Raw genomic sequence first — 14,658 nt, forward strand, 5'->3', positions numbered from 1 at the left:
TCAGGCTCCCAGATACGCGGCGACGACGTCGGGGTGCTGCTGCACCTCGGCGGGCGAGCCCATCGCCAGCACCCGGCCGTAGTTCAGCGCAATGACCCGATCGGAGACGCGATTGACCAGCGACATGTCGTGTTCGACCATCAGCACGGTGACGCCGAGCTCGTTCTTCAGGTCGCGGATCCAGAACGACATGTCGCCGGTCTCCTCGACATTGAGGCCGGACGACGGTTCGTCGAGCAGGATCAGTTTGGGCTCCGAGCACAGGGCGCGCGCCAGCTCGATGACCTTGCGCACGCCGTAAGGCAGCCCCGAGATCAGCTTGTCGCGATAGGGTTCGAGATCGAGGAATTCGATGACCTGCTCGACCCGGCGGCGATGCACCTTCTCGTTGGCCCGTACGCTCGGCAGGAACAGCAGTTCCTGCCAGAGCTGCGTGGTCGAGTGCCGGTGGCGGCCGACCAGGAGATTCGACAACACGGTCGCATTCTCGAACAACTCGATGTTCTGGAAGGTGCGGGCGATGCCGAGCCTGGCGATGTCGTAGGGCGGCTCCTCGGTGATGTCCTGGTCCTCGAAGAAGATGCGCCCCGACGTCGGCCGGTAGATCCGCGAGATCAGGTTGAAGATCGAGCTCTTGCCGGCGCCATTCGGCCCGATGATAGAGAGAATCTCGCCCTTCTCGACCGCGAACGAGACCGCGTCGACGGCCTTGAGGCCGCCGAAATGCAGCGACAGGTTCTCGGCACGGAAATAGCTCATCGATTGCGCTCCGACTTCACGTAGATCTTCTGCCGCTTGAAGGTGGCGCGCTTGTAGAGCGGGAACAGCTGGAAGAAGAGCTTGATCTTCAGCCAGCGGCCGTAGAGCCCGAGCGGCTCGAACAGCACGAACAGCACGATGATGATGCCGTAGATCGCACCCTTCAGGCCGTTGAGCGAGGCAAAGGCCGCGACGTTCGACTGGATGTTTCCCGCAGTCGCCGTGCTCGCCCCGAAGGCTGCGGCGATGCCGGCGATGATGCCGGGCATGTCGTCCTTGAGATAGGTCAGGAACGGATCGATCATCACGATGAAGATTGCCCCCAGCACCGCGCCGTGCAGGCTGAAAGTGCCGCCGATCAGGATCACGATGATGAACTCGATCGAGAGCTGGAGCGTGAACATCTCCGGCGAGATGAAGGAGAGCTTGTGCGCGAACAACACGCCGGCAAAGCCGGTGATCGCCGCCGAGATGGCAAAGGACTTCACCTTGTAGAGCGCGACATTGACGCCCATGCTGCGCGCCGCCGTCTCGCTGTCGCGGATCGCGACGAAGGCGCGGCCGGTCGGCGAGCGCAGCAGATTGAGCGTGCCGACGATGGTCAGCACCAGCACGGCAAGGCAGAGGTAATAGAAGGTCGGGCTGTCGCGCGGCACCGCGACGCCGAGCAGCGACAGCGTCTTGACCCGCATGCCCTCATTGCCGTGGGTCACGCTCTCCCAGCGCGCCAGGATCTCCTCGACGATCAAGGCAAAGGAGATGGTGGCGATGACGAGGTAGATGCCGGTGAGCCGCAGGGCAGGAAAGCCGACCATCGCGCCGATGATGCCGGTCAAGAGCCCGGCGGCGAGGAAGTAGACCGGGAACGGCACGTTGTATGTCTGCAAATAGGCCGCGGTGTAGGCCCCGATCGCGAGGAACGCGGCGTGCCCGAGCGAAGCCTGGCCGGTGAAGCCGGTCAGGATCAAGAGCGCCACGCCGACGATTGCATAGATGCAGACGAAGACGAGCTGGCTCATCAGATAGCTGGACAGCACATGCGGTGCGATCAGCAGCAGGGCGAGCAGGACGCCGTAGGTGACGACGGAGCCCGAATGCGGAAACAGCCTGATGTCGTCTTCATAATCGGTCTTGAACATGAAGCGCATGGCGTTCAGACCTTCTTGCGGACGTGGAGGCCGAACAGGCCTTCGGGCTTCAGGAGCAGCACCGTCAGCAGCACGACATAGGGCGCGACGTCCTTCCAGCCCTCCGGCAGGTAGAAGCCGGCCATGCTCTCGATCACCCCGATCAGGACGCCGCCGACCACTGCACCGGGGATAGAGCCGAAGCCGCCGAGCACGGCGGCGGGAAACGCCTTCAGGCCGAGCACGAGGCCGACATTGGAGTGGATGAAGGTAATCGGCGCCAGCAGCACGCCGGCGCAGGTCGCGACCGCCGCGCTGATCGCCCAGACGACCGACACCACGCGCTTGACCGGAATGCCCATATAGTAGGCTGCCAGCATGTTCTCGGAACTGGCGCGCATCGCAGTGCCGAGCATGGTCTTGTTGAAGAACAGCCAGAGCAGCGCGCACAGGATCATCGTCGCCGCGATCACCGAGAGCTTGTCATAGGCGAGCACCAGCGAGCCCATGCGCAGCACGCCCTGGCTGAACGGCGTCTCGATCTTCAGGTCGTCGGTGCCCCAGATCATGCCGGCGACCGAGCGCAGGAAATAGCCCAGCCCGATCGTCGCCATGATGATCGAGAACTGCGGATAGCCGAGGATCGGCCGCACCACCACGCGCTCCGCCACCATGCCGAACAGCGCCATCGCGGCCACCGCACCGGCAAAGCCGATCCAGTAGTTCAGGCCCATCATGCCGATGAAGGTGAAGGCGAAGAAGCCGCCCAGCATCATCAGATCGCCCTGGGCGAAGTTGACGACCTCGGTAGCCTTGTAGACGAGCACGAAGCCGAGCGCGATCAGGCCGTAAACGCAGCCGAGCGCAACACCGCTGACCAGCTGCTGAACAAAATCCAGCATCGACGCGTGTCCTCCCGATGCAACCCGCGGTTCTTCCCGACCGCCTTGCCGCATCTTGTGTCCAGTCGCTACGCAGTCGTTTCGCTGCGTCAGCGCCATTTGTCCCGGCGCCAATTCAGCCTGAACGCCCGCGCGCTGTCAACAAACGGTGACTTGCCTTTGGTCGATCCCGGATGAGGAATTTGAGGCAAAGCGATTCACCGTGCCGAAATATCTTCGGGTCATGGTCTCGGACGATGCAAAACCGGATGGTGTGGCCGTCATGAAGCCGGACAACTCGGCACTGGAAGTCCGAGGGTTAACGAAGCGTTTTGACCGTCCGGCGGTCGACGGCCTCGATCTCACCATTCACGCCGGCGAATTCTATGCGCTGGTCGGCCCCAACGGCGCCGGCAAGACCACCAGCCTGCGCATGGTTGCGGGCCTGCTGCGCCCCGATGCCGGCGCGATCTCGATCTTCGGCATTGATGCGTTGCAGAGGCCCGCCTCCGCCAAGCAGGTGATGGCATGGGTCTCCGACGAGCCCATGATCTACGACAAGCTGACCCCGCTCGAATACCTCGAATTCGTCGCCGGCCTCTGGGGAAACGCCCCCTCGGCCTCGGAACCGGTCGCGCAAGAGCTGCTCAGCTCGCTCGGGCTCGCGCCGCATCGGCACGAGCGCTGCGAGGGCTTTTCCAAGGGCATGCGCCAGAAGGTCGCTCTCGCAGGGGCACTGGTGCACGATCCCCGCCTCATCATCCTCGATGAGCCGCTGACGGGGCTCGATGCCGTCTCCGCACGCCACGTGAAAGCCCTGCTCAGCGAGCGCGTCCGCGCCGGCTGCACCGTCATCATGACCACGCATATTCTCGAGGTCGCCGAGCGTATGGCCGACCGGATCGGCGTGATCGCGTCCGGGCGCCTGGTCGCCGAGGGCACGCTGGCGGAGCTGCGTCAACAGAACGGCCATGCCGACACCAGCCTTGAGGATCTCTTCATCGCGCTGGTGACGCTTCAGGCCGCCGCATGAGCTCGGCAACGGCGCTGTCCTGGTTTGCCCGCCACGAGCTGCGGCTCGCCTGGCGCGAATGGTTCGCCATGATGACCGGCGGGCGGCGCAAGCGGACGCGCGCTGCTGTCGTCGACCTGCTCTGCTTCGCCGCGCTGCTGCACCTGCCCGCCTGGGCGGTGATCGGCCGTTTCGCCGACCTGCAGCTGCCGCTCGACAAATCCTCGCTGATCGTGGTTTCGACGACGATTTTTCTCGCCTGGACCTTGATGCTGTCGCAGGCGATCGAGTCAGTGACGCGGGTATTCTACGCCCGCGCCGATCTCGACCTGATCATGTCCTCGCCGGCGACGCTGACCAATCTGTTCTCGGTCCGCATCGCCGCGATCGCGCTGACCGTCACCGTGCTGGCGCTGCTGTTCTCGACGCCCTTCATCGACGTGCTGGTGATCGGCGGTGGCGCGCGCTGGCTTGCCGCCTTCGGCGTCGTCATTGCGATGGGCCTGTCGGCCGCGGCGATCGCGATCGCCGTAACCATTCTCTTGTTCCGCCTGACCGGGCCGGCGCGAACGCGCCTGATCGCCCAGGTCCTCGCCGCGATCATCGGCGCGGGCTTCGTGATCGCGCTGCAGGTCGCTGCTATCATGTCCTACGGCACGCTGTCGCGCTTCACCATCCTGACGTCAGGCAGCCTCGCCGCCTACGCGCCCGACGTGGACAGCATCTGGTGGTGGCCGGCGCGGGCGACCATGGGCGACACCGAGGCGCTGCTGCTGTTTCTCGCGCTCGCCCTGGTGCTGCTCGGCAGCGTGATGGCGATCTTTTCGCACCGCTTCGCCGACACCGCGATTGATGCGGCGGCGTACGGCACGTCCGGCCGCGCCCGCGCGAAGGAGCGCCCGTTCCGCGGCGGATCGCGCCAGCAGGCGCTGCGGCGCAAGGAATTCATGCTCCTGTGGCGCGATCCCTGGCTGATCTCGCAGACGTTGATGCAGCTGCTCTATCTGGTGCCGCCGGCACTCCTGCTCTGGCGCAACTTTGCCGACAGCTCCGCGGCGCTGACGCTGATCACACCCGTCATCGTGATGGCCGCCGGACAGCTTGCCGGCGGGCTCGCCTGGCTGACGATCTCGGGCGAGGACGCTCCCGATCTCGTCGCCACCGCGCCGCTGACGTCGTCCAGCGTCATCCGCGCCAAGATCGAGGTGGTGCTGATCGCAATCGCCGTGATCTTCAGTCCGCTGGTCGCGGCGCTGGCCTTCGCCTCGCCATTCCAGGCGGCAATCAGCGCCGGCGCGATCATCGTCGGCGCGGCCTCGGCGACCGCGATCCAGCTCTGGTTCCGGGTGCAGGCCCGTCGCAGCCAATTCCGCCGCCGCCAGACGTCTTCGCGGCTTGCGACCTTCGCCGAAGCGTTCTCCTCGATTGGCTGGGCCGCGACCGCCGCTCTGCTGCTCGCCCTGCCGCTTGCCGGCCTCATCAGCGGCCTGATCACAGCCAGCCTCGTCGCCCTCACCTGGAAGTTCAGCCCCAGGCGGGCGTGAAGGTGCGACACTGACGCGCTGTTGATCGCGGCCCATTGGCCACGCACCGCGTTGCGCGCTAGACTTGTTCCGAAGTCATCGGGGACGGATTCATGCGGCGACTGGTTTCGGCGGCCCTTGCGCTGTTCGGCGTATCCCTCGCACCTGCGCTCGCCCAGCAGCCATCTCAACGCAGCGAATGCCTGGCGATGGCCAACGCGGCGCCCCGCGTGATGCCGGCCGCGTTCCGACAGGCGGCAGCCGCGGCCGAGGTCCAAATCACCTATGCCGGCCATTCCACCTATTTCATAGATACTCCCGCCGGTTTGCGCATCGCGACCGACTATAGCGGCGCGTACCAGGTGGGACGGCTGCCCGATGTCGTCACCATGAACCGGGCGCACAGCACGCACTATTCTTTATATCCCGACAAACGAATTCCCCATGTGCTGCATGGCTGGAGCGAGGACGGCAAGCCGGCGATCGTGTCGGAGCGCATCAGCGATACGTTCATCCGCAACGTCACGACGGACATCCGCCGCTATTTCGGCGACGATGCCGGCAGCGACATGATCCGCGACGGCAATTCCATCTTCATCTTCGAGGCGGCCGGGCTCTGCATCGGCCATCTCGGCCACCTTCACCACAAGCTCGACGACAGCCATTTTGCCCAGATCGGGCGGCTGGACATCGTGATGGTGCCGATCGACGGCACCTACACCATGTCGCTGGACGGCATCTCCGAGATCACCAGACGGCTTCGCGCCTCGGTGGTGCTGCCGATGCACCGCTTTGCCACCCCGCTCGACGACTTCATGCGCCGGATCGGCCAGCAATTCGAGATCGACCGGCGCCTCGAGCGATCGTTCCGGATGTCGCGGGATGCACTGCCGCCGAAGCCGACAGTGATCATCCTCGACGGGGTCTGAGGCGCAATTTTCTCCAAGCCGGCTGTTGGCTTTTGGTGTTGATCTCCCCGCGACAGGAGCTCGACATGACCGAATTTGCGAGATTGTTGCACGCGGACGGACCGAATCCCGAGCACGCGGCGGCGCTTCAGCTTTACGGCCGCTTCGTCGGCGACTGGGAGGCCGAGATCACGGCCCATGGACCCGGCGGAACGAAACACGTAGCGCCAGGCGATATCCATTTTGGCTGGGTGCTGGAAGGGCGCGCCGTGCAGGACGTCTGGATCATCCCCCGCGCTGCAGGCGGGGCGGCCTTCCCGATCGCCGGAAACTGGTACGGCACGACGCTGCGCGTCTATGACCCCACCATGTCCGCGTGGCGGATCTCCTGGTTCGACCCCGGCCGCAGCGTGTTCCGCCAGCAGATCGGCCGTCCGCGCGGTGAGGACATCGTGCAGGAAGGCACGACCGAAGCCGGCGAACTGACGCGGTGGAGCTTTACCGAGATCACGGACGATTCCTTTCACTGGCTCGGCGAGTCCAAACCGGCCGCCGCGGCCGATTGGCGACTCGTGGTCGATGTGAGGGCGAAGCGGCGCAAGGGCTGACGAAAGCGCCGCTGTGCTCGCGACGACGGACGCGGTTGCAGAACGCGCGCTGCTGCGTGAAGAGATCCGATGCTAGGCTCCTTCCACAAGAACATGGAGGGAGCGAACGCCGATGGCCGCAAGCGGTCTGCCTGCCAACACGAGCGGGCTATTCGTCGAGCCGCGCGAGGACTGGCTCGCGCTGCACCAGGAGGAGATCATTGATCCGGCGCGGCCGATCGTCGATCCCCACCACCATCTCTGGAATCGCGGCCATCGCTATCTGATCGAGGAGATGGCCGCCGACATCGCGTCCGGCCACAACATCATCGCCACCGTCTATGTCGATTGCCGCTCGATGTATCGCGCGCACGGACCTGAGGCATTCCGGCCCGTCGGCGAAGTCGAGTTCGCCAACGGCGTCGCGGCGATGAGCGCCAGCGGAGCTTACGGCCCGGCCGCCATCTGCGTCGGCATCGTCAGCCACGCCAATCTTCTGCTGGGAGACGCCGCCAAGCCGGTGCTGGAAGCCGAGATCTCGGCGGGCAATGGCCGCTTCCGCGGCATCAGGCATTCGTCGGCCTGGGACGAAGACCCTGTCGTCGCCGGCATGTATGCGAACAGGCCGAAGGGGCTGTTGCAGGATCCGGGCTTTCGCAAGGGCTTTGCCTGTCTGGCGCCGCTGAACCTCAGCTTCGATGCCTGGCTGTTCCATCCGCAGATCGGCGAACTGACCGAGCTGGCGCGCGCCTTCCCCGATACCAGGATCGTGCTCGATCATTGCGGCGGCCCAGCCGGCGTCGGTCGCTTTGCGGGCCGGCGCGACGAGGTGTTTGCGCAGTGGCGCGCGTCGATCCAGGCGATTGCGACGTGCGAGAACGTGGTGGTGAAGCTCGGCGGGCTCGCAATGTGCCTGCTCGGCTACGACTTCCATCTGCGCGAGAGACCGCCGTCATCCGAGCAGCTTGCCGCGGCATGGCGCCCCTATATCGAGACCTGTATCGAGGCATTCGGCGTGAAGCGGGCGATGTTCGAGAGCAACTTCCCGCCGGACAAGGGCCAGTGCAGCTACCAGGTGATCTTCAACGCGTTCAAGCGCATCGCCTCGCCCTCAAGCGAGGCCGAGAAGACGGCGCTGTTCTCGCAGACAGCGACCGACGTCTACCGGCTCGAGCTGCCGTCATGACGAAAAGAGGGGCCGGGATGTTGATCCCGCCCCCTCTTCATCGTGGCCGCTGGGAAGCGTCCTTGAAACCTTATTGTCCGCTTTAGCCGGCACCCATCAGCGAGGCCGGCCGGCGTTCGCCGGTGGAGGCGAACATCTTCTTCAGCTTGTTGACGACGCGGATCAGGAAGCCGATCATCACCGGATTGGTCTTGCGGCAGAACGCGATCTTCTTGACGTGCCCTTCGACATGCCATTTGGCATGCGCGCCGTCGCGGAAGAAAATGACATCGCCGGGGCCGTAGCGCTTGGGCGGCATGCCGTCGCTTTCGAGCACGATCGATCCTTCCATGATCATGATCGTCTCGTCGATGTCGTAGTACCAGTTGAAGCGCCCTTCGGTGCAGGACCAGATGATCGTCTGGGCGGTGCCGTCGGCGCTGGTCGACAGGACGCGGGAGCGGGAAACCGGATCGCCTTCGATGATCCAGGACGGCTCGATCGGCCGCAGCTCGAGGTCCACATTGCAATTACCGACTTCAATCAATGCGCGCGACATCTGCTTCCTCGGGAAATGATATTTGCGGCCGGATCCGGGCCCGGATTGTTTCGAAAGATGCCCGGACGCTAGTGTTCCGTTTTTAATTCTTTCTTACGCCGGCTTCGAGAATCAGCCGGAAGCGGCCAGTGCAAACCGGTTAACGTCCCGATTCCCTTGCAAATCCGCCCACATGCCCCGGTCCTCTCCCGGGTGCGACAAAATGCGCGAAGACACTGGAGCGGAGCCCGCCAATGACTCAACGCCCAAGGCTCTGGTAGCCGGCTCCGGCGGCGGGCTCGTGTTGCGTCCGCCGCAGGATGCGCACCAGCGCTCTCGAACGAACCGCGCAGGAATTGAGGCCGGTAGATGGGCGCAGCGAGAACCTGTCGCCGGCGCGCTCACCCTCTCCCTTCGAAGAGAGTCACGCCGGCTATTTCGCCCATTCGCCCTTGCGGAATACGGGCACCTTGCTGCCGTCGGCCAGAATGCCGTCGATGTCGGTCTCGGCCGAGCCGATCATCCAGTCGATATGGATCAGGCTCTGGTTGCCGCCTTGCGCCGCGATCTGCTGCGGCGTGAGCTGGGCGCCGTTGACGAAGCATTTCGAATAGCACTGGCCGAGCGCGATGTGCGACGCTGCGTTCTCGTCGAACAACGTGTTGTAGAACAACAGGCCGCTCTGCGAGATCGGCGAGGAATGCGGCACCAGCGCCACTTCGCCGAGACGCCGCGCGCCCTCGTCGGTGTCGAGCACCTTGTTCAGCACCTCCGCGCCGCGCGAGGCTTTTGCGTCGACGATCTTGCCGTCCTCGAAGCGCACGGCGATGTTGTCGATCAGCGTGCCCTGATAGGACAGCGGCTTCGAGCTCACGACATGGCCGTAGACGCGACGGCAATGCGGCGTGGTGAAGACCTCTTCGGTCGGGATATTGGCGTTGCAGCTGATGCCGTTCTTGGAGAGCGAGGCGCCGCCTTCCCATTCGTGCCCGTCGGCAAGTCCGATGGTGAGATCGGTGCCGGGACCCGAATATTGCAGCGCGCGAAAGCGCTGGCCGTTGAGCCAGTTGGTGCGCTCGCGCAGCACCGCATTGTGGCTTGCCCAGTTGCCCATCGCGTCCTCGCGATCGACGCGGGACGCTGCGAAAATAGCGTCCGCGAGCTTGCCGACCGCGACGTCCTCGGGTTCATCAGGGAACACCAGCTTCGCCCAGGACGGGCTCGGATAGGCGATGATGTTCCAGTTGGTGTCGAAATTGACGATCTTCTCCAGCGCGGGCTGATAGGCCATCGAATTCGCCTTGCTCGCGCGCGCCACCTTGGAGGGATCCTCGCCCGACAGGAGCATCGGGTTGTCGCCGACGATGGCGAGCCGTGCGGTGTTGTCCGAGAAGGCCTTGGCCATGCCCTCGTAGAGCCAGCCGGCGGCACGATCGAAACTGGCGTCGTGGCCATGGCGGTAGCGCGCCAGCGTCATTTCCTCGTCCGCCAGGATCGGCGTCACGAGGCCGGCGCCGGCCTTGTAGGCATGCACGGCGATCCGCCGCACCAGCGGCAGCGCAATCGCGGGCGCCGTCAGAAGCAGATCCTGTCCCGGCCGCAAGCCCAAGCCCACCTTCACCGCCACCTCGGCCAGCCGGTCGAGCTTCGCGGGATCGATGGGAGTGGAGGTGTTGCGTTGATCAGTCATGCCGGGCCCTCTGCCGAAAGTCTCTCGCTCAATCTAAGTCTAGCATCGCGAGACACAAGTGTGCGAGCGTCTTGCAACGCACGAAAGATACGCAGTTTCACGCATTTTGGTTTTCAACGTGTTGCCGATTTCAGCACCCGGTCGACCATGGCGGGCGCGAGCCCGAGGTAATTTTTCGGTGAGGTGAGCGCCTCGATCGTGGCACGGTCGATGCGGCTCGATATCCGTGAATCTGCGGACAGCGCATCGGCAAGGCTGATTCCCTTCTCGTTGGCCTGACGGCATGCATCATAGACCACGTCGTGCGCCTCCTGCCGCCCGATCTGCGGCGCCAGCCCCATCATGACCGCTTCGGCCACAATCAGGCCGCGGCTGATGGCGAGATTGTCGTTCATCTTCGCCTCGTCCACGATAAGGCCTGCGAGCGCGAACTTCGCCTGGTGCAGCGCGCCGGCGGTCAGGACGAAGCTTTCGGGGATCGCCATCCATTCGGCGTGCCAGGGCCCGGTCGCGCGCTCGAAATCCTGCACCATGGCGTCGAGCATCAGGCCTGCGTGCTGGCGCACCGCCTTGGACGCCGCAAGCATCAGTTCGGAGGAGATCGGGTTGCGCTTCTGCGGCATGGTCGAGGAGGCGCCGCGCCCCTTGACGAAGGGCTCGTAGACCTCGGCGAACTCGGTCGAGGCCATGATCATGATGTCGAGCGCGATCTTGCCGAGCGAGCCGGTGACCAGGGCGAGGAAGTTCACGGCCTCCGCAAAGCCGTCACGCGCGACGTGCCAGGTCGAAGCGGGAACGCCGAGCTTCAGCTCGGCACAGAGCGCCGCCTGCACCTCGAATCCCTTGTCGCCAAGCGAGGCCAGCGTACCGGCAGCGCCGGCGAACTGGCCGACCAGAACGCGCGGCTTCATTTGCGCCAGACGCTCGGCATGGCGATCGAACATCGCGAGCCAGATCGCGGTCTTGTAGCCGAAGGTCACCGGCAGCGCCTGCTGGAGATGGGTTCGGCCCGCCATCGCCGTGTCGCGATGGCGCTTCGAGAGATCGGCAAGGATCCTGCGCAGCTCGGCGATGTCGCGTTCGACGATCTCGATCGCGGCGCGCAGCTGCAGCACCACAGCCGTGTCCATGATGTCCTGCGTGGTCGCGCCCCAATGCACGTAGCGGCCGGCCTCGCCGCATTGCTTCACCATCTGATGCACCAAAGGCAGGATCGGATAGCCGACGACATCGGTCTCCTGCCTGAGCAGATCGAAATCGAACGCAGCGACGTCGGTCCGCGCCGCGATCGCTGCGGCCGCCTCCAGTGGGATCACGCCGCACTTCGCTTCCGCCTTCGCCAACGCCACCTCGACCTCGGCATAGCGCGCGACCGTCGCGACGTCGGAGAACACCTCGCGCATCTCAGGCGTGCCGAAGGCGTCGCGAAACAGCATGGAGTCGAGCACAGTAGTGGAGGCGGGGAAAGCTGGCATGGGCGTTTCTTCGTGGTTGGTGTTTTGTGTGGGCGGCAGCTTACGCAGGCCGCGCATTTCGGCAATGGACATTCACCGTTCGCCACATTTGCCGCGTCACGACATTATGACGGCACGTCATCCCGTGACTCCGTCATCCCAAGGTGCGAGGCGTGCGATGCGCGGCAGCGCGGGAAGCCTCGGTATGACGGTGAGCGGCGAGCATGGTCCCGGCCCCGCGGCGGATCCGCCGGCCGCAACATTCCAGCTGCGGTTGTATTCCCCGCCGGAAAGGGCATGGCTGCCCTCACGCAATCGCGATGAACCAAGCGCCGCCTTCGAGAGACACACGGTTTTCGACCTAAATTTCATTTAGTCATTTTGCTTGCCCGATTTCACAATGAGGCCTGAGTTTTCGACGTGCAGTTTCTGTTCCGGGACCACCTTCTGGATACCGACCGGCGCGAGCTGAGCCGCGAGCAGGTTCCCATTGCCGTGGAGCCGCAGGTGTTCGACCTCGTCGTCCACCTGATGCAGAACCGCGACCGGGTGGTCAGCAAGGACGAGCTGATCGACAAGATCTGGCACGGGCGTAGCGTGTCCGAATCCACCCTGACCAGCCGGATCAACGCGGCGCGCAAGGCGATCGGCGACAATGGCGCAAGCCAGACGCTGATCCGCACCATCGCCCGCAAGGGTTTTCGCTTCGTCGGCGATGTCCAGACACAGCTCAGCGCGGTCACGCCGGAGCCGGTTCGTGTCGCCCAGACCCAGGCAGCCTTCGCGCTGCCCGAGCGGCCCGCGATCGCCGTGCTGCCCTTCACGAATATGAGCGGCGAGGCCGGGCAGGATTATTTCTCCGACGGCATCAGCGAGGACATCATCACCGCGCTGTCGAAGCTGCGATGGTTCTTCGTCGTCGCGCGCAATTCCTCCTTCGTCTACAAGGGCCGCGCCGTGCACATCCACGAGGTCGCGCGGGAACTCGGGGTGCGCTACGTGGTCGAAGGCAGCGTGCGGCGGAGCGGCGAGCGGGTGCGCATCTCGGCCCAGCTCAACGACGTCTCGACCGGCAGCCATCTCTGGGCCGAACGCTACGACCGGGAGCTCGCCGACATCTTCGCCGTGCAGGACGAGATCACCGAGGCGATCGTCGCCGCGATCGAGCCGCAGCTCTATGCCGCCGAAAGCTTCCGAGCCCAGCAGAAGCCGCCAGGCAGCCTGGATGCATGGGACCTCGTGATGCGCGCCCTGTCGCATTACTGGCGCATTACCCGCGAGGACAATGCCGCCGCGCAAGGGTTGCTGGAACAGGCCGTCAAGATCGATCCCGCCTATGGCAAGGCGCTGGGCCTTCTTGCGACCAGCCATATGTTCGGCGCGCATATGGGCTGGGCCGACATGGCCGCGACCGTGCCGGTCGCCGAACGAGCGGCGCTCGCGGCGGTCGAGGCCGATAGCGAGGATGCCTGGGCCCATCACGGCCTCGCTTACACCTATCTGTTCCGCCGCCGCTTCGACGACGCGCTGGCAGAATTCGAATTGGCCTTGCGACTCAATCCGAATTTCGCGATGGCGCATGCCTTTCACGGCGTGACGCTGTGCTATGCCGGACGATGGCAGGACGGCGATGCCGCCGCCCGTCGCGCGCTGCGGCTGAGCCCGCGCGACCCGCTCGCGGCGATCTATTGCGGGGTTGCGGCCTATGCCCGGTTCGTCGGCCGCGACTACGAGGGAGCCGTCCAGATGGCACGGGAATCGATGCGCCAACGCGGAGATTTCGTCGGCGCGCACCGCGTGCTGACGGCCGCCGCCGGCATGCTGGGCGATCCGGCGCTCGCGGCGTCCGCCCTGGAAGGCCTCCTCCGCGCCCAGCCGGAGGTCTCGCTTGCCTGGATCACCCGCGAGCTGCCGATGCTGCGGGAAGAGGACCGTGCGCATTATCTCGAAGGCTTGAGGCGCGCGGGCATCAAATAATAGCGGCGCGACGACGAGGCGAACGCCCGAGCGCTGAAGCGGTCAGCGATGCCGAGATCGCCGATCTATATCCGCGGCCATTGCACGACGCTCGATCACGCCGCCTCGACCTGCCGGACGGGCACGGACGATCTGGCCATCGTCGATCCCAAGCCATTGCAGGTGCGCGGCATCAAGGGTCTGCATGTCGCCGACGCCTCGGTGATCCCGGTCATGATCTCAGGCAATGTCCGGACGTCGACCATCCTGGTCGCGGAGTGCGCTGCAGCTTGCGATCCTGGGCCAAGTGCTAGTCGTCATCAGATCCGAACAGCCTGATCTGCGGAAAGCCGCTGCGTGGCCGGCCTGCATAGTCGCGCGCATCGGAATCTTCGCGGACGTTGCGCGCGACGTCGTCCCAATCGGTGCGGTCGCGCATGCCGCGCGGTTCGCGCAATTCATTGTGCCGGCGCTCGGCCCAGCGCTCGCGGCGCTCCGCCCGGCGCCGTTCGGTCGCCGCGCGCTTCACGTCGGAATCCCTCGCCTTGGCATAGGCATTGTTCGAGGAGGATGACGGCTCGGTCGAGGCCTGCTGCTCGGCAGGTCTTGCTGCCTGCGCGGACGCTGCCGGTGCCGGCCTGGGCGGCTCGATTGCAGCGGCTTGCGAAGGCTGCGGCGCCGGCGGTTCAGCATTCGCCTGCGTGGTTTGCGTGTCAGACTTTGCTTCGGCCCGCGCTGGCGCAGCGATCATCGCCCCGAAGGCTTGCGAGCCGGTGAGATAGTTCACGCGCTCGGACGGCGCATTCGTGGTCGCCGGCGTGGCGCCCTCGGTGCGCTGTGCCATCTTGCTGGTGTCCGGGCCCTGCCTGGATGCGACCGGATGCATGATGTTGCCGGCAACGATACCGCCACCGAGACCAATGGCGATGGCCGCGATGATGGTTCCGGCACCGACAAAATAGGCTGTCGAGGCGCGCATTCATCCACTCCCTCTTTGGAGCGGGCAACGCCTGGGGATTGCCGGATGTTCCTGATGGCCGCGGCTCCTGAAACAGGAA

Annotated in this window: 14 protein-coding genes; 7 read left to right on the forward strand and 7 right to left on the reverse strand. The window is 65.1% G+C overall.

The features are described from left to right. The 3 genes from FJV43_RS13195 to FJV43_RS13205 are packed head-to-tail and all read right to left on the reverse strand — an operon-like array spanning position 1 to position 2,788. Positions 1-759 (reverse strand): ABC transporter ATP-binding protein, encoded by a 759-nt coding sequence (locus FJV43_RS13195; RefSeq protein WP_028179065.1) that lies wholly within the window; start codon positions 757-759, stop codon positions 1-3. Further along, positions 756-1,907: a branched-chain amino acid ABC transporter permease gene (locus FJV43_RS13200; protein ID WP_239627547.1), complete on the reverse strand. Its 1,152-nt coding sequence runs from the start codon at positions 1,905-1,907 to the stop codon at positions 756-758. The genes FJV43_RS13195 and FJV43_RS13200 overlap by 4 nt, the downstream gene beginning before the upstream one ends. Positions 1,908-1,912: 5 nt before the next feature. Next, the gene (locus FJV43_RS13205; protein ID WP_028179067.1) at positions 1,913-2,788 is read right to left on the reverse strand and encodes a branched-chain amino acid ABC transporter permease; all 876 of its coding nucleotides are present in this window, start codon (positions 2,786-2,788) and stop codon (positions 1,913-1,915) included. 262 nt (positions 2,789-3,050) lie between these two features. Between FJV43_RS13205 and FJV43_RS13210 the strand changes: the two genes are divergently transcribed. The 5 genes from FJV43_RS13210 (at position 3,051) to FJV43_RS13230 (ending at position 7,983) form a co-directional block, all read left to right on the forward strand. Further along, on the forward strand, positions 3,051-3,800 hold the full coding sequence (locus tag FJV43_RS13210; protein WP_239629408.1) for an ABC transporter ATP-binding protein: 750 nt from the start codon (positions 3,051-3,053) through the stop codon (positions 3,798-3,800). Continuing rightward, positions 3,797-5,323 carry a permease gene (locus tag FJV43_RS13215; RefSeq protein ID WP_239627549.1) on the forward strand — a complete coding sequence of 509 codons (1,527 nt, stop codon included), beginning with the start codon at positions 3,797-3,799 and terminating at the stop codon, positions 5,321-5,323. The genes FJV43_RS13210 and FJV43_RS13215 overlap by 4 nt, the downstream gene beginning before the upstream one ends. A gap of 92 nt (positions 5,324-5,415) precedes the next feature. After that, complete coding sequence (locus FJV43_RS13220) at positions 5,416-6,231, forward strand: MBL fold metallo-hydrolase (RefSeq protein WP_239627551.1); 816 nt, start codon at positions 5,416-5,418, stop codon at positions 6,229-6,231. 65 nt (positions 6,232-6,296) lie between these two features. After that, the gene (locus tag FJV43_RS13225) at positions 6,297-6,818 is read left to right on the forward strand and encodes a hypothetical protein (protein WP_239627553.1); all 522 of its coding nucleotides are present in this window, start codon (positions 6,297-6,299) and stop codon (positions 6,816-6,818) included. 112 nt (positions 6,819-6,930) lie between these two features. Then, on the forward strand, positions 6,931-7,983 hold the full coding sequence (locus tag FJV43_RS13230) for an amidohydrolase family protein (protein ID WP_239627555.1): 1,053 nt from the start codon (positions 6,931-6,933) through the stop codon (positions 7,981-7,983). Positions 7,984-8,065: 82 nt separating this feature from the next. Here FJV43_RS13230 and FJV43_RS13235 read toward each other — a convergent pair whose 3' ends face one another. The 3 genes from FJV43_RS13235 to pcaB all read right to left on the reverse strand — a co-directional run bounded on the left by FJV43_RS13235 (position 8,066) and on the right by pcaB (position 11,665). After that, complete coding sequence (locus FJV43_RS13235; RefSeq protein ID WP_239627557.1) at positions 8,066-8,521, reverse strand: cupin domain-containing protein; 456 nt, start codon at positions 8,519-8,521, stop codon at positions 8,066-8,068. 412 nt (positions 8,522-8,933) lie between these two features. Continuing rightward, complete coding sequence (locus FJV43_RS13240) at positions 8,934-10,190, reverse strand: aminopeptidase (protein ID WP_239627559.1); 1,257 nt, start codon at positions 10,188-10,190, stop codon at positions 8,934-8,936. Positions 10,191-10,303: 113 nt separating this feature from the next. Beyond that, positions 10,304-11,665, reverse strand: coding sequence for a 3-carboxy-cis,cis-muconate cycloisomerase (gene pcaB / locus FJV43_RS13245; RefSeq protein ID WP_239627560.1), 1,362 nt, complete (start codon positions 11,663-11,665; stop codon positions 10,304-10,306). A gap of 399 nt (positions 11,666-12,064) precedes the next feature. Here pcaB and FJV43_RS13250 point away from each other — a divergent pair, with 399 nt between their 5' ends. After that, positions 12,065-13,621 carry a winged helix-turn-helix domain-containing protein gene (locus FJV43_RS13250; RefSeq protein ID WP_239627562.1) on the forward strand — a complete coding sequence of 519 codons (1,557 nt, stop codon included), beginning with the start codon at positions 12,065-12,067 and terminating at the stop codon, positions 13,619-13,621. A gap of 48 nt (positions 13,622-13,669) precedes the next feature. Further along, positions 13,670-13,939, forward strand: a complete 270-nt coding sequence (locus FJV43_RS13255; RefSeq protein WP_239627564.1) for a GMC oxidoreductase — start codon at positions 13,670-13,672, stop codon at positions 13,937-13,939. Here the strand turns inward: FJV43_RS13255 and FJV43_RS13260 are convergent. Continuing rightward, the gene (locus FJV43_RS13260; RefSeq protein ID WP_239627566.1) at positions 13,911-14,579 is read right to left on the reverse strand and encodes a hypothetical protein; all 669 of its coding nucleotides are present in this window, start codon (positions 14,577-14,579) and stop codon (positions 13,911-13,913) included. The genes FJV43_RS13255 and FJV43_RS13260 overlap by 29 nt on opposite strands. Positions 14,580-14,658 lie beyond the last annotated feature (79 nt).

This window comes from Bradyrhizobium sp. I71 (assembly GCF_022354745.1).
GTDB lineage: Bacteria > Pseudomonadota > Alphaproteobacteria > Rhizobiales > Xanthobacteraceae > Bradyrhizobium > Bradyrhizobium liaoningense.

What these genes read in the sequence shown, in the direction of transcription:
- FJV43_RS13210 (WP_239629408.1), top strand. Translation starts at nt 3,051, where the DNA reads ATGAAGCCGGACAACTCGGCACTGGAAGTCCGAGGGTTAACGAAGCGT.
- FJV43_RS13225 (WP_239627553.1), top strand. Translation starts at nt 6,297, where the DNA reads ATGACCGAATTTGCGAGATTGTTGCACGCGGACGGACCGAATCCCGAG.
- pcaB (WP_239627560.1), bottom strand. Translation starts at nt 11,665, where the DNA reads ATGCCAGCTTTCCCCGCCTCCACTACTGTGCTCGACTCCATGCTGTTT.
- FJV43_RS13205 (WP_028179067.1), bottom strand. Translation starts at nt 2,788, where the DNA reads ATGCTGGATTTTGTTCAGCAGCTGGTCAGCGGTGTTGCGCTCGGCTGC.
- FJV43_RS13260 (WP_239627566.1), bottom strand. Translation starts at nt 14,579, where the DNA reads ATGCGCGCCTCGACAGCCTATTTTGTCGGTGCCGGAACCATCATCGCG.
- FJV43_RS13200 (WP_239627547.1), bottom strand. Translation starts at nt 1,907, where the DNA reads ATGCGCTTCATGTTCAAGACCGATTATGAAGACGACATCAGGCTGTTT.
- FJV43_RS13220 (WP_239627551.1), top strand. Translation starts at nt 5,416, where the DNA reads ATGCGGCGACTGGTTTCGGCGGCCCTTGCGCTGTTCGGCGTATCCCTC.
- FJV43_RS13240 (WP_239627559.1), bottom strand. Translation starts at nt 10,190, where the DNA reads ATGACTGATCAACGCAACACCTCCACTCCCATCGATCCCGCGAAGCTC.
- FJV43_RS13235 (WP_239627557.1), bottom strand. Translation starts at nt 8,521, where the DNA reads ATGTCGCGCGCATTGATTGAAGTCGGTAATTGCAATGTGGACCTCGAG.
- FJV43_RS13230 (WP_239627555.1), top strand. Translation starts at nt 6,931, where the DNA reads ATGGCCGCAAGCGGTCTGCCTGCCAACACGAGCGGGCTATTCGTCGAG.
- FJV43_RS13215 (WP_239627549.1), top strand. Translation starts at nt 3,797, where the DNA reads ATGAGCTCGGCAACGGCGCTGTCCTGGTTTGCCCGCCACGAGCTGCGG.
- FJV43_RS13195 (WP_028179065.1), bottom strand. Translation starts at nt 759, where the DNA reads ATGAGCTATTTCCGTGCCGAGAACCTGTCGCTGCATTTCGGCGGCCTC.
- FJV43_RS13255 (WP_239627564.1), top strand. Translation starts at nt 13,670, where the DNA reads ATGCCGAGATCGCCGATCTATATCCGCGGCCATTGCACGACGCTCGAT.